The following is a 19,216-nucleotide window of genomic DNA, read 5'->3' as shown; positions in this document are numbered from 1 at the left end:
TTGTTTTTAAGGTTACATCAAACTCTGCATGTTTTTCTTTATTATCTCGGCTTCTTTCTAGTGCTACAACATCACCTACAAAAAGACCTTCTATTACAATTGTGTCTTTAAAGTTATTGCTTGTGCGATTTGTTGTGAGAGTGAGGATTGGATCTGTCTCTTTTGAAATAAAGTAATTTTTATAAGTATTAAGGAAAGAAATATTTTCACCATTAGAGTTTGTAATCATTCTATCTTTTAGTGTGAGTTTGATACCATCTTGATAAGTTACACCTAGGACTTTGGAATTTGTATTGGAAACATCAGTACTTCCATTAGCAAAGCTGTCTTTGCCACCATTACCCTCACCTTCTTCTGCTTCTTTCATCGCACTTATATTATTACCATTTGCAAAGATAAAGTTTGTGGTGCTGCTATTGTCATAATCTACATTTGCACCTACATTTACTTGTCCTTGAACAACAATATTAGTTTCTGCTTGTTTTTTTGCAGTGACATTGAAAATTGATGTTCCTGCAGCACTTAATGCACTTGCTCCATTTTCTCTTAGAACGATATTGGTTTTACCATTATCATTTATAAGATTTCCTGATTGGGTACCACTAAAAGGAATTTGTGTAGTATTATTTTCTCCCTCTTTGCTAGGTGCAATGATTGCAGAAGGCAACCAAATACTATCTTCAAAGATAATATTATTGCTTCCACCATTTGTGGTGATATTACCTGCTAAACCTAGCTTAACACCTGTGGTTGCTTCTCCTGCTGCTCCCTCTGCTCCCTCTGCTCCCTCTAGCATTACTGTAGGTTGCATTGCATTTTTTCCACCTTTGATAAAGATGTTGTTTGTTCCGCCACTGTTATTTTTATCGAAATTATTATCAATATGTCCTGCAATAACAGATTGGAAGCTTTCTTGTAAAGAAAAGCCTTGATTAGCACTTGGATTACTGATAAGTCCTTGTAATTTTTTTAATACAGAAGCTGCATCAGCAAAATCAGTATTTTGGCTTAGATCTAAATAAAGATTATTGTTTCCAGAAATTGCAGTTCCTAAGACTTTAGCTCCTCCTTCTTCTTTTAATTTACCGATAATGTAGTTTTGAGGGGCTGTAGCATCTGCTGCTGCTATTGCTACTACTTCTTCTTTTTTCTCTTCATCTACTTCTGGCATTGAAGCTGTGGCTAAAATTGTTGCATCTGCTTTATAAGAAATAAAGTTTTCTCCATCTTTTGCAGTGCTTACACCATTTTTGATATAAAGTTTTCCAGTGATTGCATTTGTATCACTAGTCATATCTAGCTCATTAATTTTTACAAAGCCATTGCCTCCATTAGTGTTAGGAGTGTATTCTACTAAGCCTTTTACAAGATAATTTTTTCCTGAAGTATTAAGAGTGATATTATCAATTACAAGGTCATTATTTGCTCCATCAACTGAGATGAAGTTATTTTTTCTACCATTTGTAGAGTTATTGTTTCCTATAATGCTTACATTTTCAAACTTTACATTATCTTTAAATAAAATCACATTTTCAGAAGTACTGTTTCCACTTTCCGCTTTGATGGCTGTATTTTTTAGTGTGATGGTTGGTGTTGTATCTGCTTGCTTACCTAGTGTTCCCATCTCTGTACTTTTTCCTACCAAAATATAGTTTTTTCCACCCCAGCGTGCAATAATATCTCCATCTAGGCTTAGTTTTTCAGCATTGATATAGTTTTGTCCTGCATTAGCATCAATTTTTCCTGTAATATCCATTTCTTGGAAATCAATGTGATTTTGTGCAGAAGTGTTAGATGCTGAAATTACATTTGCCCATCTTTGATTTGTGATTGTGAGTTTTCCATTTGCACGATTGCTAGGATCTAGGAATTTATAATTTTGGTTTTGTTGGAGTGTATAAACATCTTTGATTTTTTTGATATTTGTACCGTCATTGATTAAAGTAATATCACTTGGTGTATTTGTCGTTAATATATTTTTTCCAATGTAGTTAATACCCTTTGATCCTGTGATATTTGTAAGTGTGATAGTGTTGTTTTCACCATCTAAAGAAATGAAGTTTTTGGCTCTATTTCCACCATTATTGTTTTTTCCTTCAGCTCTAATTTCATTGAGATTTATTGTTGTACTAGTTCCTTCAAGCTTGATGTAGTTGATTTTATCTGTATTATCATTATCCCTATTATGCGCAGTGATAGAAAGGGTGGAATTTTGCATCATAGCACCATCTGCATCTGCACCAATAGTATTTTTACCTTTTAAATAGATGTGATTAACTGATGGATTTCCATTTCTCCCTGCTAGGATATTACCAGTAATATTATTTGTGGATTCTATGCTTGTAGATGCTGTAGGAGCTTGTGCTTCTCCATCTTTTTTAACTGTTGTTTCTGCGATTGCACCATCTATACCTAGAGTGATATAGTTTGTTCCATTTTCTGCGGTGATATCTTTGATGATATTTGTTATGCCTGTGCTATTGCTTGCATTATCTCCACCATTAGTGGCGTTAATAGAGATGATTTTGTTGGCACTTCCGCCATTTGCTTGAATTGTTCCATTAATTGTGTTGGAATTGCTAGACTTAGATTCAGGAGAAGAATCAGATGCAGTCATGTTAGATGTTTTAGGGGCAAATACTATAATGTTAGAGCCAGAATTAGTAATAATATTGCCTGTAATTGTGTTATTTCCATTGCTATTAAAGATTATGACATTAGAACCAGATCCAGCGGTAATATTACCTGTAATTGTATTGGTTCCATTGCCATTAAAAGTTATTGTATTATTTCCTGTTCCAAAGTAAAAATTTCTAGCAAATATATTCCCTGTAATTGTATTGGTTCCTGTTCCATTAAAAATGATGTAATTAGCTCTTCCGCTAGAAGAGATGACATTTTCATTGTTATTGCTTGAGATAATTGATGCATTTTGAGTCCCATCAAAAGTAATGCGATTATAAATTCTCTTTTCTCTATTTCCAAAACTTTTGCCATAACTATCTGTGTTTGTATAAATTAATCCAGTGATCTCTCCTCCTTTTTCAAAATGAATTTCATTTTGTCCACCATTGATAAGACTGATTGATCCTACTAGTTTGGCATTTTCTCCTTGAAAGGTTACTTTATTATATCCTTCTCTTGTACGAGTGTCATAACCAGAGCTTATGTTTCCTTTCATGGATCCATGTTCAAAAGTTACATGATTTCCATTCTCAGTATGCAGTTCTGCACTCCATCCAGGTCCAGTTCCATAGGAAGTAATATTCCCAGTTAAAACGAAGTTATCCTCACTATTTTTTGAAGCTGGAGTATTTGAAGTTTGAGCTTTAAAAGTGACTTGCTTTTTTTGGAAATCATTGGCTTCGCTTGTTGTAGAGTGTCCGATATTTCCTTCCATAACCGCACCATCTTCAAAATTAACGATAAGATCACCTGTTTGTTCTCCTCCATTTTCTCCATTAGCATTTCTGATATTTCCTTTTAGCCCACCATCTTTGATGGTGATAGTCATGTTATTTTGATCGTCTTTACGAGTATAGATATCTCCCTCAATTCTTCCCTCTTTATTACCTGTAAAATCAATAGTAAGTTTATTTTCGCTACCATTAGCGACCCATCCTGAGCCGATATTGCCTCTTAAGCTTCCGTGATTAAATTTGATTGTATTATTTCCACTTGCGCCAGAAAGAGTGACACTTCCTTTTAGATCATAATTAAGTGTGGCTGAGAAAGTGTTTTCTTGTCCACTTCCACCAGCTTTTTGATTAGTAATTTTTAGATGTCCTGCAAATGATGTCGCACCATCTGGAGCATCTTGTAAATCTAGAGTGAAATTTTTGCCAGTTTGATTATTGTAATCAACTATGAGGTTTCCTTGTCCATTGGTATTCATCTGGATACCTTTTTGGTTACCTTTGATTAAAACAGAATTGGTATCATTTCCTACTGTTAAAACAGCTTTTTCAGCCGTTGAGCTATTTTCTTTCTGGATACTATTGCCACTATCCATAAATTTAAAAGTAAGACTTTCAATAGGTTGCGACCCTCCATCATGAAGCACAGGCATATAAGTTTTTATCGGTGGTTTAGTTTGCCCACCATTCCATGCTAGAATCTTATCTACTTTTGTCTCGTTGTCTTTTGTTCCAGCGCAGAGTATGGGAGTTCCGCTTGAGCTAGTACAAGTATCTGCATATGCACTTCCACTACCTAGAATTAAAGCTAGTGAGCTTGCTACAATGGGCGTAAAGAATTTAAGTTTTTTATTTTGTTTTGTTTTCACGATTATTTCTCCTTGTTGATAAAAAATATCCCTGTGATTTATATTATAGTATTTAAATAAATATCCAGCGGGGGGGGGGGGGTAATATTTTATAAAAATTTTATTTTTTTCAAAATATATAGAAATTATTAAAAATTATTTTATTTATATTGTTTATGTAGATGATAGGAATTAAAAATAAATCTTGTTAGTCAAAAAGACTAACAAGCAAAATCTATGCTTTTTTCTTTGCAAAATAGATTTTGATAATAAGATCAAGTAATACAATACCACCACCAATAATCATCATAGAATCTGGCAAGATTCTAAACCACATCCATGCATCGACAGCTTCTAAAGTTTCGCGTAATCTTGCAAAATAATAGCCTTTTTCAAATGCTACTTGTGTTTGATGGAAACCAATGATAAGTGTAGGGATACTATAGATTACAACACCAATTGTAAGTAGCCAGAATCCAACTTTGCTAAGATAATCACTCCACTCTAATCCTTTCGCTAATGCATTGGCTTTTGCGGTCATATAAACAAAGGCATATGCGATAAAGCCAAATGCACCAAGCATTGCTACATGTCCATGCGGGATAATGAGATAGGTTCCGTGAGAATAGTAGTTGATGATTGGTGTGTTGATTACCATACCAAGCCATCCAGCGCCTAGCCAGTTTAAGAAAGCACTGCCTGCTAACCATAAGAATGGCACGCCCCATTCAAATTTTTTACCCATTTCTTTAATATGTTTTTGTTCTTTGATTGCTTCAATCATTAGTATTACAAGTGGAAGTGGCTCTAAAGCGGAGAAAATACCACCAATTGCAATCCAATGGCTATCAGCACCTTGCCACCAATAATGATGTCCTACGCCTAATACACCTGTAAGTACAATCAATACAAGTTCAAAAAGCATCACTCTAGTTGCGATGGATTTTTTTACTAAACCAAGTGCAACGGATAAGAAGGCGATAACACCAGATGCAAACATTTCAAAGGTAAGTTCAACCCAAAGATGCACAACCCACCAACGATAATAATCATCTACTGTAAAGTTTGGAATAATTTTATGTATAGGCATCATTCCAGAGATATAAAGTGTAGCAATACCAAAGGCAGACCAAATAATTGTTCCTACTAAAATATCTTGTTTTGCTTTTCTAATCGTAGTAAATACCATTAAAAACCAGAATACAAGACCAATCAATAAGCCAATATCCCATACTCTACCAAGCTCAAGATATTCTCTACCTTCGCTACCAAACCAAAACCAAGTTTCTCTTAAGTAGCCTTGAGTTCCAAGATAGATACCAATAAGTCCGCCACCGCCAACAACAAGCAATGCAATCCAAAGAATATCTACTAGTTTGGGGAATTTTAAATCTTTTCCACTTACTAAAGGCGCGATAAATAAGCCACCTACAAGCCAACCAATAGTTACCCAGATAATTGCAATGTTGATGTGCAATTGTCTTACTACATTAAAAGGTAGTAATTCTTGTGAGATGATAAAGTCATCTCCTGGATTAGCATAGATATGCGCTAGATATCCACCTAAAACTAATTGTATAAAACTAAATAATGCGACAATAGGCACATATTTTAGAAGTTTTTCTTGAGATTTGAAAATACTTGTAATTTTTAAAGGTTCTGCTAGAGAATCTGTATCTGTGCTTCTTGGCTTGATGAGATATTCATAGCTAATCCATAAAACAAGTATTGTTAGGGGCCATAACCATAGCCATTCCCAAAGACTAATTGATTGAGATTCCCAAGTAGCATTTTGATCAATAAGTGGTTCATTGGGCCAGTTATTTGACCAAGTAGTCTCTTTAGTAGGGCGATAAGTAGTTGCTACTAAATAAGACCAGTCAAAAAATGCAATAATTTCCTTTGCTTCTTCTTGGGTGATAACTTTTCCTCTGTATCCCCAATCTGCATTACCATTTACTAGAAAATCAATCATGTCTTTTTCTACTATTTTGAAAGCTTGTGTAGCTTCATCAGAATAAGTTACACCACTTTCTTGAAGTTGAACAGATCTTGTATCATTGATTACTTTTGTTTTAATAATTGCTTTTTCTTCTTCAGAAAGAGATTCTAAAGATTTTTGATATTCTTTTTGTGCAAAGATTTCATAAAGAGCTATTAATTTTTTATGCATTAGTTCTGTTGTAAAGTCTGGTCCCATATAAGAGCCCATGCCAAGGAGAGTTCCATAACCCATTAAACCAAATTCTTGAAAAAACCCTTTTCCATTGATGATATTTTCTTGTGTGTAAAGAGTTTCACCTGAAGTGCTTTTTACTGAATTAGGCAATGGAGGGACTTCTTTTCCTAGATTAGCGCTGAAATAAATTAGTATAGTAGTTGTTAAAATAGCGATAATCCAAAAAGCTCCTTGCAAACTTTTTTTATTTAAAAATTTATCTAACATCTTTTCCTTCCTAATAAAAAATCCTCGATATTATTTTTTTAATTAAATATATATCGAGGGGCGATATTTTATAAAAATTTTCATTTAAAAAAATATAAATAGATAAAAATTAGAAATTTGTAAAAATTTTTAAGTAATTTAAAGGGGTAGTTGTTTGATAGTTTTGTTGATAGGGTAGGGGGTAGGGTGGCAAAATGAAATCAAGAAAATATTTTTATGTGCATTTAGTTTTTTTGTTTATGAGCTTTGTTTTTATAACAAATTGAGAAATAATAAAAGTTTTTGCTATTTTATTTTGTGAAAAAACTATTGATTGTAGGTTTTTTAAAAATAGTAGGGGAATAAGGAATGTTAGCAGGCAAGGAACTTAAAAAAAGTGGCAAAAATTTAGCCGGTATTTCTTAGACCTTGTGCGATTCCTACTATAGTGCTGTGAATTTCTTCCATGAGGCGTAGTTTTTGTTTGTCATAGCTAGATTTTTTATAGCGAGCAATGAGTTCAATTTGTAATAAATTTAGCGCAGTTACAGAGGGCTTACGCATAAAAATAGATTCTCTAATTTCTTGTTGAGAATCTAGAAGTATATTTTCATCGCGTATGAGCAAAATATACTCCATGGTTTTTTTATATTCTTTTTCTATGGAATTCCAGATTTTATTTTTTAGTGTTTCATCTTCGACGAATTGATTGTAAAGTTTTGCAATTTCTAAATCTACTTTTAAAAATGCTTGAGAGATATTATCAATTGTGGCTTTAAAAAAATCAGATTCTAAATAATATTGCCTTAGCACTGAAGTGTCTTTGATGGATTCTAATCCGCTACCAAGTCCATACCATGCGGGGATTATGCTGCGATTTTGTGTCCAAGCAAATACCCAAGGAATGGCGCGTAAATCTTCAATTTTTGTGCTTTCTTTGCGTTTGCTAGGGCGTGATCCTAGGTTTAGTTGCTGAATAAAATCAATAGGTGTAGAGGCTTTGAAATAATCAATGAATCCTTTTGTCTCATAGATAAGTTCGCGGTATTTTTGGTAGGAATTTTCTGAGATTTTTTGCATTTGTTTGTTGTGGATATTGCTTTGTTGGCAAAATTGCATATCTAGCTTATTATGTGTGATTGCATGTGTGCAAAAAGCATCAAAGCAGGATTTTTTCATTAATGCACTTAGCGTGTTTGCAAAATTAAAATTTGCACTAATAGGGCTTAGGTATTTAGAGCTTATCATTTCGCCTTGTTCAGTTACTTTTAAAAGCCCATTTACACTTTTTGGCGGTGCTGCAAGAAGTGCGGATTCTAAAGTTCCGCCACCACGACTAACACTTCCACCTTTACCATGGAAAAGGTGGAAATGGATTTGTAGCTTTTCACCTAGTGTGATGAGATTTGAAATTGCACTATAAAGATTGTAATTACTTGCAAAGATTCCTCCATCTTTACTAGAATCTGAATAGCCTACCATGATTTCTTGTGTGTAGTTGCAATCTAAAAGATAGGTAGAGTAGTGTGGGTTTTGGTGCAGGGTTTGCATAATATTGCTTGCTTGTTTTAAATCATTGATAGTTTCAAAAAGAGGGGTGATAGCAATTTGTGCTTTGTGCCCTGGATTCCAAAGTTTGGTTTGCTTGATAAACCAAAGAATGATTAATAAATCGCTTGCATCTGTGGTCATAGAAAGAATGAAAGAGTGCAAGAAATTTTCAGAGAGATTTTCTTTGCCCCATTTGATTGTAAGGAAAATATCAATAATATTTTGTGTATTTTGGCTTAGAGAGGGGAGGAGTTCAGGGAGCGAGGTTTGGGAATTTAGTGCAATGTTTAAGATTTTTATTTTTTTTGATTCTTCAAAAGTGGGAAAATTATTATCACAAATCCCCATAAGGCAAAAAATCTCGCTAATTGCTTCAATAAAAACGCTTTTGTGCTCTCTAAAATCTAATTTTAAAAGATAAAAATCACCAAGCAAAACAAGGCGTCTAAATTCTTTAAGTCCTTGTGTGCATTCTTTTGGAAGATTTGCAATTAAAAGGTTGATATCATCAATTAATTCTTTGGAGTTTTTATAGACAAAATCATCTTTCCAGTTGGTGTTGATGTTTGTGAGGCGGTTTTTGAGTTTTTGCTTCATGAGAAATAATTTTGCTCTAAATGGTTCTTTGCTGTGGAGTTTGTTGCTTATTGTGCTTAGATGTTGTTTTTGTGAAATGATAGATTCTTGTAGAGAATCTGAAATTTCGCAGAAATCTTGAGAGATAGAGAGTTCGCGAATGAGTTGCTCGGTTTTTTTGATATAGAGATTGATGATGAGTTGGTGTTGGGTTTTCATTACTTGCATCATAAGTTCATTGCTGACAAAAGGGTTGCCATCTCTATCTCCACCAATCCAGCTTCCTAATTGTATGGGGGATTTTTCTAGGGGTTTTTCTAAGGTATTTTCTAGCACTTCTAGCACTTTTTGTGCACTTTGGATAATTGTAGTTTCTATAATGTATAAAAGATTGTCTAGTTCAAATAAAACTTCAAGTTTTTCACTTCTGACAAGATGGGTTTGCCATAAAAGATTCAGGCGGTATTTGATGTGATTTATCGGTTCTTTGTCATGAAGTTCAAAAATTTTATAAAGATCTTGATCGATTGCATAATGTGCTTCCAAAAAAGTACGGCGTCTAGATTCTGTGGGGTGTGCGGTGAAAACAGGATAAAATTCCATATTTTGGATAATTTCTTGTATATCTTTAGAATCAAAACCTTGATGGATAAGGTCATTATAAGTTTGTGTGATTTTTTCTAAGGGTTTTGTGGTTTTGATATTAAAGCGTTCTTCAATGATGTTTAATAAAATATTATAGAGGGAAAAGGCTTTGATAAGATCTAGGGTTTTATGATTTTGCATAATTTCTGTAAGCATTGCTGGGGTGGGTGAATTATCTTGCTTCATGAAGGCTTGAAAAAACTTTGTAACTAGTGGATCTTTTTGTTTTAAAATATCAAGCATTAAGTCTGAGACAAATTGTTTTTCTTTTTGAAAATCTAGCATTTTTTCCCTTTTTAGTGTTGTTTTTACCGACAAATTATATAATTAAATCATAAAAAAATGAGGTAGTATGAGGCTAGAGTTTTTACATAATTATCCAATAAATCATGAGGCAAATTCCTTGCTTATGCAAGAAGATTTTCCTAATCGCAGTATTTTTATCCAAAAAAAAGATTATAAAGAGGAATTAGCACAAAAGTTTGGGGCAAAATTTGCCTTTCCTATAGGGTTTGATGTTTTTGGACTTTTGGGATTTTTTTGCTTTTTAGGTAAGAAAATTGCGTATGGGATTGGAAATCATCAACAGATATTTTTGGCAGCAAAAAATAAGAATGGTAAAAAAATTGCACTCAAAAAAGATACTGGGGAAATAGATTTTGAGAGCTTAGAAGAGGCTATTAGGGAGGGTTGTGAGGTTTTTGTTTTACCCAGCATTAATCAAGATATTTTTAGTCGCAATGATTGTAAAAAAGTGTTGTTATTTTTGCAAGAAAAATGCAAGGATTTTATTTTAGTGATTGATGTTACGCTTAGTGTAAGTTTGGGGGAGTTTGATAGGGTTGATGATGATAGAGTGTTTTATCTTCTACAGGGGGAGAATTTAGGATTGCTTCGTAATTTTGGAATGGTTTTTACACAAAGGGATATAGAAATTCCTTTTGTTTTGCAAAATGAGAGGATTTATGAGGCGTTTTTATTAGCATTAGAAAAAAGAATAAAGATAAAACCTTGGAGTAAAAAAGAGTTTTTTGCAATTTGTAGGGAAAATTTGGGTGATAAGGTAGGATTATTTACCCCTTTAGAAAATAGTGCTACAAATACTTTGGCATTGCGTTTTGATAAGATTAAAGCAAGGGTGTTATTACAAGATTTATTTATACAAAATATCTATGGTGCAAATGGGCAGGAATGTTTGTTTGGATTATTTCGTCCTTCTTTTGTGTTGCAAGAAATGGGATACTTGCAAGATGAAAGTAGGGAACTTTTAGCATTAAGTGCGGCAGAAATTTTGGATATAAGAGAAGTGGCAAATAGAATTTGTGAGAGTTATTTGCAAATCACAACACTAGGAATCTAGTAAAATTTAATCTTTAATGTATTAAAAGAGTGCATTAAAAAGTTGGTTTTATGTCTAGTTTTTAGGAATTTAGGCAAAGCTTGATGATAAAAATGGCTATCAATGGCATGACAAACTTTGATTTATAAAAAAATGAGGGGGTAATACCCCTTTTAAGTTTAGATAAACTGCTCAATTTCTTTAGAATCTTTTTCTAGCTTTTGCAATTTTTCCAAACGATCTTTTTGCAATTTTTCTGCAAGTTTTGTATCTTGTAGGGCTAGAATTTGGATTGCAAAATAGGCTGCATTAATTGCTCCTGCCTTACCTAATGCAAGAGTGCCAACAGGCATGCCACTTGGCATTTGCACCGTGCTTAATAATGCATCTAAACCATCTAGTGCCCCACCAGTAAGTGGCACTCCGATTACTGGTTTTGTTGTCATTGATGCAATTGCTCCTGCAAGGTGTGCGGCCATTCCCGCAGCACCAATAAAGACTTTTGCGCCTTTTTTTTCCGCTTCTTTAACATAGTTTTTTGCTCTCTCAGGACTTCTGTGTGCTGATGCAATCAAAACTTCATAGGGCACTTCAAATTTTTTGAGTATCTCGATACATTCTGACATTATCTTATAATCGCTTTTACTTCCCATAATAATGCTTACAAAATTCATAATATTCCTTAAAAATTTTAAATATTTTTGGTATTGTAGCAAAGTAATTTTTAATCCATAATATAGGGGAGAGAATATGAAAATTATCATGATATTTTTTAGTGTTTTATTTTGTGCTTTTGCAAACACAACAAGTGTAGCACAGGCATTAAAAAACAATAGCTTTTTGGGAAGATGGAAGGTTGTTGCAGTTGATATTGATGGTAGTCGTATAAATGCACCTTATAGCAATTCTTTTTTGGAGTTTAAAGAGGGGCGATATGTGGGATTTTTGGGATGTAATAATTTTTTTGGAAATTATGGTGTAATAGAGCAGAGGCATGTAACAATAATTAGTGGCGGAGCTACTAAAAAAATGTGTGAGTCTGTGCTTAGTAATTTTGAAATGAATTTTTTACGATTTTTTTATGGGGATTTTTTAAGTAAAAAAGTGCAGGGGTTTTTATTGTTAAAAAATGAACGCATGCAAATTTGGCTGAAGCGATTTGAAAGCTATACAATGCCGTATTGATCGAAAAATTAGAAAGGGAAAAAAATGGGTAGGCAGCAATATGTGACAAAATTAGATTATTTAGCAGGAATAGTTTTGAGTGTATTTTTTCTTCTTGCGCCGCATAGAGCGGGGAGTGCTATTGGTGCTATTTTATTTTTGATTGTTTTTTGCGTAGCTTCTTTTTTTGGTACAAAAAAAAGGCTACTCCATCAAAAAGAAAAATTTTATATTGCTGCTTTGTTTGGATTTTTTTTTAGTGCGGTATTGAGTTATATTTTTGGTAAGGGGTGGGAATTTGAGAGTTCTCGCCATGCGGGGTGGCCTTCGTTATTTGATTTAGATTTGGCTTCTAAATACTTGATTATGTCTTTGGTAACTTATTATTTTTGGAAAATACCTTTTAGATTTTGTACAAATTTTGTATTTATTTTGATGGCAATTTCGGCATGTTTGTGTGGAATGATCGGGATTTTTCAACGATTTGTCTTAGGGATAGATCGGGTGCATGCTTGGAGTGGGATTATTGAATTTGCAGATATTTGTGGAATTTTTAGCGTTATGCTTTTAGCAATTTTTGCAATGAATACAGGCAAGATAAAAATTTTATATTTTTTAGGAATCTTACTTTCTTTTTTGGCTTGTTTGTTATCAGGGACTAGAGGGAGTATTTTAAGTGCAGTTGTGGGGGCGATTTTTGTAGTATTTTTGGTATTTTTTTATCAGAGAAAATATAGCAAACAAGCTTTATTTGGATTATTGGCTTTTGGAATTTCGTTTTTATTTATCATAGGGCTTAAGGGGCAGGCAGATTATAAACGCGTTGCTTTAGTAAATAGTGATTTAAAAGAGTATCAACAAGGTGAAGTGCACACAAGCATTGGTTTAAGATTTGAGATGTGGAAAGAGGCGGTGGCAATGTGGAAAATGGCACCTATTTTTGGTTTGAGCACTGCAGAAATTAAAGCAAAAAGCCTTGAAATTAAAGAAAAAAGCAAGAGTAGAATTGAAAGGGAAAATGTTTATACAGATTGGATAGGTAGAAAACATAATCAATTTTTAACTACTTTGGCAAAAAAAGGTATTGTAGGGCTTGTAGCACTTTTTTGTGTGTGGGCGGGGATGGTAGCACTTGTTTTACCTTTTGTAAGAAATGAGAATCCATTGCTAGCATCATGTAGTATTGCGGTTTTAGGAATGCTGTGTTTTAGTATTTTGCCAAATTCTTTGATCGGAGATATTTGGGATACAAATGTAAGCGTGTTTTCACTGCTTTTACTTTTTGCAATATTTTTTAAACTTATTAAACAAAAAGAGATGGTATAAAATGGTAAGTGGTGTAAGTTTCATTGTTACAACTTATAATCAAAAAGAGCGTTTGCAAGTTGTACTTGATTCTTTGTTGCAACAAAGTTTGATGCCTAATGAAATTTTGATTGCAGATGATGGAAGCACAGAGGATACGCAAAAATTAGTTGCAGAATATCAAATTCGCTATCAAGAAAAGGTAAAAATTAAGCATGTGTGGCATGAAGATGATGGATTTAGGCTTGCAGAAATACGCAATAAAGCTATTCTTGAAGCAGAGCAAGAATATATTATTATCATTGATGGGGATATGATTTTACAAAAAGATTTTGTTAGTGATCATGTGAGATTTGCTAAAGAAGGGGTATTTTTGCAAGGTGGTAGAATTTTGTTAGATTCTTTGGAGACTAAAAAAATCCTTGATCATAAAATCCATTTTTTTGCATTTGAAAAATTTCATTTTAAGGCAATGAGGATAGCATTGCTATCTTATCTTGCGTATCAAAAAAGCTTTGATCAAACTATATTTTATACAAAAAAACTTTTACCTGTTCGTGGGTGTAATATGAGTTTTTATAAAAAAGATGCTGAAAAAATTAATGGTTTTAATGAGAGCTTTATTGGTTGGGGGCGTGAGGATAGTGAATTTGTTGCGCGATTTTTATTTGCAGGGGGCGTAATGAAGAGATTAAGATTTGCAGGTATTGCTTATCATTTATATCATCTAGAAAATGCAAGGGCTATGCTAAAAGAAAATCATCAAATCTATCTTAATACTTTAGAAAATAAACTCAAGCAATGTAAAAATGGCTTAAAAAAACTTTAATTTCTTAGATGGTATTTGGATTTTGCAGAGAGATGCAAGAAAATACATGATGTGCTTGGGTAAAATCAAATAAAAATTATAAAAATGTAGAGTGAAAACTTAGGGGTGAAGATCTATTTTTGTGTTTTTTTCTTGCTGTTGTTTTTCATAGATTTTTATATATTTAAAAAAAGAACCATTAGCTTGCATCCATGCAATGATAAAACCTTTGTAACCATAGCGCCATCCAGATCGTAAAAAATAATCTTTAAAAAATACCCATAAAAATCGTAAAAAAGCCTTAGATACAGATGATTTTTTGTAGATATTTTTTTGCGTGGCTAGAGTGGTGTAAGAATCTAGTTTTTGGAGCATTTGTGAGACATTAAAAAATGTATAGTGTTTAAGATGGATATTTAGTTTAATTTTTTGTGTATTTTGTGAGATTTTTAGGCTTTCATGGACGCTTTGGTCTTGAAAAATAGTATGGGTTTTATTAAAAAGTCTCCAAACAAAGTCAGGATACCAGCCACAAGCCTTAATCCAAGTCCCATCATAATAATTTTTCCGTTTGATTCCATAAATATGATGTTTTTCAAGCTTTAGTGTTGCAATTATTTGCTTTGCCTCATCTTCTAGCACTTCATCAGAATCTAGACTTAAAATCCAATTATTTTTTGCTTTAGAGATTGCAAGATTTTTTAGAGGTCCAAAACCAATAAAGGGGCTTGAAAATATTTTGACATTAGAAAAATCTTTGGCAATTTTTATTGTATCATCGGTGCTTTCATTATCAAGCAATATAACTTCATCAAACTCTTTTAGAACCTCTAGGCATTCTCTCAAGGTTTTTTGTGCATTTTTTGCAATGATACATACGCTAATTTGTGATAGATTCCCCACATTAGATTCCTTGGATTAGCGGTACGCGTAAAAAGCTATAGCTCGGTAATTTTGCAGGAAGTTTTACGCTATGTATATTGCCACTATGAATTACATCAAGCTCTTTATCTTCATCGGTGATAATTTTATGGAGTGTGAGATAGTATTTTTCATTTACTTGATAGATTTTTCCAATTTCATTTTCTATAAGTGGGATTTGCGAATCTAATGGTGCAACAATTTCTAATGTATCGCCTTTTTTGGTGGTGTATTTGCACATAAAAGCTTCGCCATTTTCTAGCACTTCACCACTAACTTGAAAGCTTCCTTCACTAATAGCGGTGAAGTGGTTTTGTGTATCTAATTTTTCATAAGGGCGACGAATAATATAGCCATCTGTAAATCCACGATTTTTAAGAGTATTTAGTTCATTTTGATAAAGCTCTGGGCGAAATTTATTTTCATAATAATCTTGCAATGCCATTTTATAAGTTCTTGCGGTAATGCCTGCATAATAAGTGGATTTAGTTCTACCTTCTATTTTCAGTGCATCAATTGCACCAGAATCAAGAATTTCTTTGAGATGCCCTGAAAGATTTAGATCTTTGGAATTAAAAATATGTGAGCCTACCCCCTCTTCTTCTTCTATTCTAATCATTGCAGGATTGTCTGGAGCTTTTACATAAAGTTCATTTGTAAAGGGAATAAGCTTATCATTTTCATGATCCTTGACATAGTATTCATAATCAAAGCGACAATCATTTGCACAGCTTCCGCGATTAGGGACGCGACCATTTTGTAAAGAAGAGATTAGGCATCTTCCTGAAAACGCAAAGCACATACTCCCATGCACAAAGATTTCAATTTCTAAATCTGGTAAATGTTTTTTGATCTCTATAGCATCTTTTAAACTCATCTCTCTAGCCGCAACAATTCTTTTTACGCCCATTTCATAAAAAACTTCTGCATCAAGTATATTTAAGACATTAGCTTGTGTGGAAAGATGAATAGGGATTTGTGGTGCTAGTTTTTTGGCAAGCCTTACCACTCCAGGTGCAGCAATAATAAATGCATCTGGCTTAATTTCTGCCATTTGAGAAATATGTTTTTCTAAAAGTTTTATTTGATGATTGAAGGGGAAGCCATTGACTGCGGCGTAAACTTTTTTATTTTTGGAATGCGCATAGGATATTCCTTGTTCAAAAGTTTCAAAATCAAAGTTTTTTCCCGCACGATTTCTTAAAGAGAAGTGGCTTACTCCACCATAAACTGCGTCTGCCCCAAAATCTAGTGCAATTTTTAGTTTAGTAAGATTCCCTGCAGGGGAGAGAAGTTGAACTTTTTTCATTGTTTTTTTCCAAAAGAATTGATGAGCTCTTCGATTTCTTCTTGTGAGAATGTGTCGGGGCTATCATCACCTACAAGTGTGCGCGCAGGTTGTGCACGAGATTCTTTGTGTTCTTTATTGCTTTCAAAAAGACTATTCATATAATGCACTAAAGATTGGATAATATGGATTACTCGATTGAGTTTTTGTTGATGGATATCTTGGAATTGCATCGCGTTAATTGCATTATTAATGTGATTATCGCAGTTGGTAAGATTATCTTTTAGAGTGTCAATAAGTTTTAAATTTATGCAGGTATCTTCAAGAGAATCTTGAAAAATCTTTACATTTGGGAATTTTGCAACAAGTTTTTCAAAAATAACTTTTTGTGATGTAATATATTGACAAATTTGCTTTAAACCATCATTAAGCACAAATGCTGAATCTTGGATACCTTCAAGATCTTCAAATACTTCATTGGCTCTAAGCTCAGAATCTCTTGCTACTTCATCAAGCTGAAAAATTACTTTGTGTTGTTTTTCAACAGGAGTGTTTAAAAAAGCATTAGCATCTGTGATATTGTGTTTTGTATCGTTAGATTTTTTATTTTCTTCTTTTATTGCTTCTTCTATTTGTGTATTTTCTGTTATTTCTTTGTCTTCTTTTGTAGAATCAAGCGATATATCTAAAATTTCGCTGTCATCTCCCAAGTTTTCTTTTTCTAGTTGTTCTTTAATTAGTGCATCTAATTCTTCTTGATTCATTATTTATCCTTTAATTTTTTAAGATCAATACGCCTTCAATGATCTGATCAATATCGCCATCTAAGATTGCATCTACATTGCTATAAGCAAGATTACTGCGGTTATCTTTTACTTGTTGATAAGGGCTTAAGACATAGCTTCTAATTTGATGTCCCCAACCAATTTCGCTTTTTTCTTGTGTTGCGATACTGCTATTTTGTTTTTCTCTTTCGAGTTCATAGAGTTTGCTTTGTAGCATTTTTAGTGCGGTAGCCTTGTTTTTGTGCTGACTCCTATCATTTTGACATTGCACGACAATGCCTGTTGGTAAGTGTGTGATTCTAATAGCAGATTCTGTTTTATTGACATGTTGTCCTCCTGCGCCACTTGCACGATAAGTATCAATTCTAATATCTTTTTCTTCGATATCAATTTGTATATTATCATCAAGCTCAGGGCTTACTTGCACACTAGCAAAACTTGTATGGCGTTTTGTATTTGCATCAAATGGGCTATTTCTTACTAAGCGATGCACGCCATTTTCTGTTTTCATGTAACCATAAGCATTTTCTCCTTTAATTAAAAATGCTACACCTTTAATCCCTGCTTCTTCACCATCTTGATAATCTAAAATTTCAGCTTTAAATCCTCTTCGCTCACACCATCTAAGATACATACGATAAAGAATGCTACCCCAGTCTTGACTTTCTGTGCCACCTGCACCAGGTTGTATGGTAACAATGGCATTTGCTCCATCATGCTCCCCGCTTAGCATGACTTCAATTTCAACTTTTTTTATAGAATCTTCGAGATTTTGTGATTCTGCAAAGAGTAGTTCTAGCGTGTCATTGTCATTTTGAGAGATTTCAAAAAGCTCACTTGCATCATCAATAGAGGCTTTTGCATTTTGATAGGTTTGTAACATTCTCTCGCACCTTGATTTTTCTTTACCGATTTCTCCTGCTTTTTTTGCATCATTCCAGAAATTTGCATCTTGTTGCAATGCTTCAATTTCTTTTAGTCTCTCTTGCAGGGAGTTGGGTTTGATGATTTTGTAAATATTGTCAATCTTTGTTTTTAGGGTCTTGAGCAATTCGCCATACTCATAAGAATCCATTTAGTTATAACCTTTTATTAAAAATATTTTGAAAAGATTTTACAATAATAAAGTCGCATTTAAATGAATTTAGGAAAACAGATGAGAATTATTTATAAAAAATCATGGGAAATTAAAGAAAATGCAATCACAGATGAAGGGGTGTATCAAAAAAGACGAGAGATTTTAAAAACTATGCCCTTGGGATTTTTATCTCTTGGTATGGGTATGCAAGGGATTTTTGCAGAAGAAAATACTACAGAGCTTGTATTTAATGAGAAAAAATATTCCTTTATTAAAAATATTAATTATTTGCAAGAAGAGCTTACACCATTTGAAAAAGCAAGTACTTATAATAATTTTTATGAATTTGGTATGCAAAAAGATGATCCATATTATCGCGCTAAAATTTTAAAAACTTCTCCGTGGGATCTGGTGATAGATGGGGAAGTAGAAAAGCCTTTAAAAATTTCTTTAGAAAAAATCTTGCAAAGTATGCCATTAGAAGAGAGGGTATATCGCTTTAGATGTGTGGAAGCATGGAGTATGATTATTCCTTGGATAGGGTTTGAATTTAATAAATTATTGAAGTTAGCAAAACCTACTTCGCAGGCAAAATATGTGATTTTTGAGACGCTAAAACAAGATGATATGCCCGCGGTAAAAAATCCTTTTCTTGCGGCAAATATCCCATTCCCTTATGTGGAAGGTTTAAGGATTGATGAGGCGATGCATCCACTTTGTATTTTAGCAGTGGGGATGTATGGCAGAAAATTACCTAATCAAAATGGCGCACCTTTGCGTTTGGTGGTGCCTTGGAAATATGGCTTTAAAAATATTAAATCTATTGTTAGAATCACATTGAGTAAAACTCAGCCTTTAAGCACATGGCAGAGACTTGCGGGTGATGAATATGGTTTTTATGCAAATGTCAATCCTGATGTGGCACATCCAAGATGGTCACAGGCAAGTGAGCGATTCATTGGTGAGGGGTATAGACCTACTCGTATTAAAACACAGATTTTTAATGGTTATGGCGATGAGGTGGCAAGATTATACGCAAATATGGATTTAGAGAAAAATTTTTAATC

At 33.4% G+C, this 19,216-nt stretch carries 13 protein-coding genes; 5 read left to right on the top strand and 8 right to left on the bottom strand.

The features are described 5' to 3' along the window. The 3 genes from LW133_RS07305 to LW133_RS07295 form a co-directional block, all read right to left on the bottom strand. Positions 1-4,285: beta strand repeat-containing protein (locus LW133_RS07305; protein WP_233077796.1), on the bottom strand; the 4,285-nt coding region annotated here is incomplete at its 3' end. A gap of 214 nt (positions 4,286-4,499) precedes the next feature. Next, the gene (locus tag LW133_RS07300) at positions 4,500-6,710 is read right to left on the bottom strand and encodes a cbb3-type cytochrome c oxidase subunit I (protein WP_233077795.1); all 2,211 of its coding nucleotides are present in this window, start codon (positions 6,708-6,710) and stop codon (positions 4,500-4,502) included. Positions 6,711-7,097: 387 nt separating this feature from the next. Next, on the bottom strand, positions 7,098-9,746 hold the full coding sequence (locus LW133_RS07295) for a phosphoenolpyruvate carboxylase (RefSeq protein WP_233077794.1): 2,649 nt from the start codon (positions 9,744-9,746) through the stop codon (positions 7,098-7,100). Between the two features lie 67 nt (positions 9,747-9,813). On the opposite strand from LW133_RS07295, the gene LW133_RS07290 reads away from it, so the two are divergent. Continuing rightward, positions 9,814-10,821 carry a PLP-dependent aminotransferase family protein gene (locus tag LW133_RS07290; RefSeq protein WP_233077793.1) on the top strand — a complete coding sequence of 336 codons (1,008 nt, stop codon included), beginning with the start codon at positions 9,814-9,816 and terminating at the stop codon, positions 10,819-10,821. Between the two features lie 158 nt (positions 10,822-10,979). On the opposite strand, the gene purE is transcribed toward LW133_RS07290, so the two are convergent. Beyond that, a complete protein-coding gene (gene purE, locus LW133_RS07285) occupies positions 10,980-11,474 on the bottom strand; it encodes a 5-(carboxyamino)imidazole ribonucleotide mutase (RefSeq protein ID WP_233077791.1) in 495 nt (164 codons plus the stop codon). 76 nt (positions 11,475-11,550) lie between these two features. Here purE and LW133_RS07280 point away from each other — a divergent pair, with 76 nt between their 5' ends. From LW133_RS07280 to LW133_RS07270, 3 genes are read left to right on the top strand one after another with little or no spacing between them, the layout of a single operon-like run. Beyond that, positions 11,551-11,985 (top strand): META domain-containing protein, encoded by a 435-nt coding sequence (locus tag LW133_RS07280; RefSeq protein WP_233077790.1) that lies wholly within the window; start codon positions 11,551-11,553, stop codon positions 11,983-11,985. 24 nt (positions 11,986-12,009) lie between these two features. Then, on the top strand, positions 12,010-13,290 hold the full coding sequence (locus tag LW133_RS07275) for an O-antigen ligase family protein (RefSeq protein WP_233077789.1): 1,281 nt from the start codon (positions 12,010-12,012) through the stop codon (positions 13,288-13,290). Position 13,291: 1 nt separating this feature from the next. Beyond that, the gene (locus LW133_RS07270) at positions 13,292-14,098 is read left to right on the top strand and encodes a glycosyltransferase family 2 protein (protein ID WP_233077788.1); all 807 of its coding nucleotides are present in this window, start codon (positions 13,292-13,294) and stop codon (positions 14,096-14,098) included. Positions 14,099-14,197: 99 nt separating this feature from the next. Here the strand turns inward: LW133_RS07270 and LW133_RS07265 are convergent, their stop codons facing one another. Genes LW133_RS07265 through prfB form a run of 4 tightly spaced genes read right to left on the bottom strand, consistent with a single transcriptional unit; the run spans position 14,198 to position 18,146 of the window. Beyond that, positions 14,198-14,980, bottom strand: a complete 783-nt coding sequence (locus tag LW133_RS07265; RefSeq protein ID WP_233077787.1) for a glycosyltransferase family 2 protein — start codon at positions 14,978-14,980, stop codon at positions 14,198-14,200. Between the two features lies 1 nt (position 14,981). Then, positions 14,982-16,307 carry a peptidase U32 family protein gene (locus LW133_RS07260; RefSeq protein WP_233077785.1) on the bottom strand — a complete coding sequence of 442 codons (1,326 nt, stop codon included), beginning with the start codon at positions 16,305-16,307 and terminating at the stop codon, positions 14,982-14,984. After that, complete coding sequence (locus tag LW133_RS07255; protein ID WP_233077783.1) at positions 16,304-17,050, bottom strand: hypothetical protein; 747 nt, start codon at positions 17,048-17,050, stop codon at positions 16,304-16,306. The genes LW133_RS07260 and LW133_RS07255 overlap by 4 nt, the downstream gene beginning before the upstream one ends. 10 nt (positions 17,051-17,060) lie before the next feature. Beyond that, complete coding sequence (gene prfB / locus LW133_RS07250; protein WP_233077782.1) at positions 17,061-18,146, bottom strand: peptide chain release factor 2; 1,086 nt, start codon at positions 18,144-18,146, stop codon at positions 17,061-17,063. Between the two features lie 81 nt (positions 18,147-18,227). On the opposite strand from prfB, the gene msrP reads away from it, so the two are divergent. Beyond that, positions 18,228-19,214, top strand: a complete 987-nt coding sequence (msrP, locus tag LW133_RS07245; RefSeq protein ID WP_233077780.1) for a protein-methionine-sulfoxide reductase catalytic subunit MsrP — start codon at positions 18,228-18,230, stop codon at positions 19,212-19,214. Positions 19,215-19,216 lie beyond the last annotated feature (2 nt).

It is taken from the genome of Helicobacter anatolicus, from assembly GCF_021300615.1.
Lineage (GTDB): Bacteria > Campylobacterota > Campylobacteria > Campylobacterales > Helicobacteraceae > Helicobacter_H > Helicobacter_H anatolicus.
The sequence above is the reverse complement of the archived record's forward strand: the minus strand, read 5'-3'. Positions and strand labels throughout refer to the sequence as shown.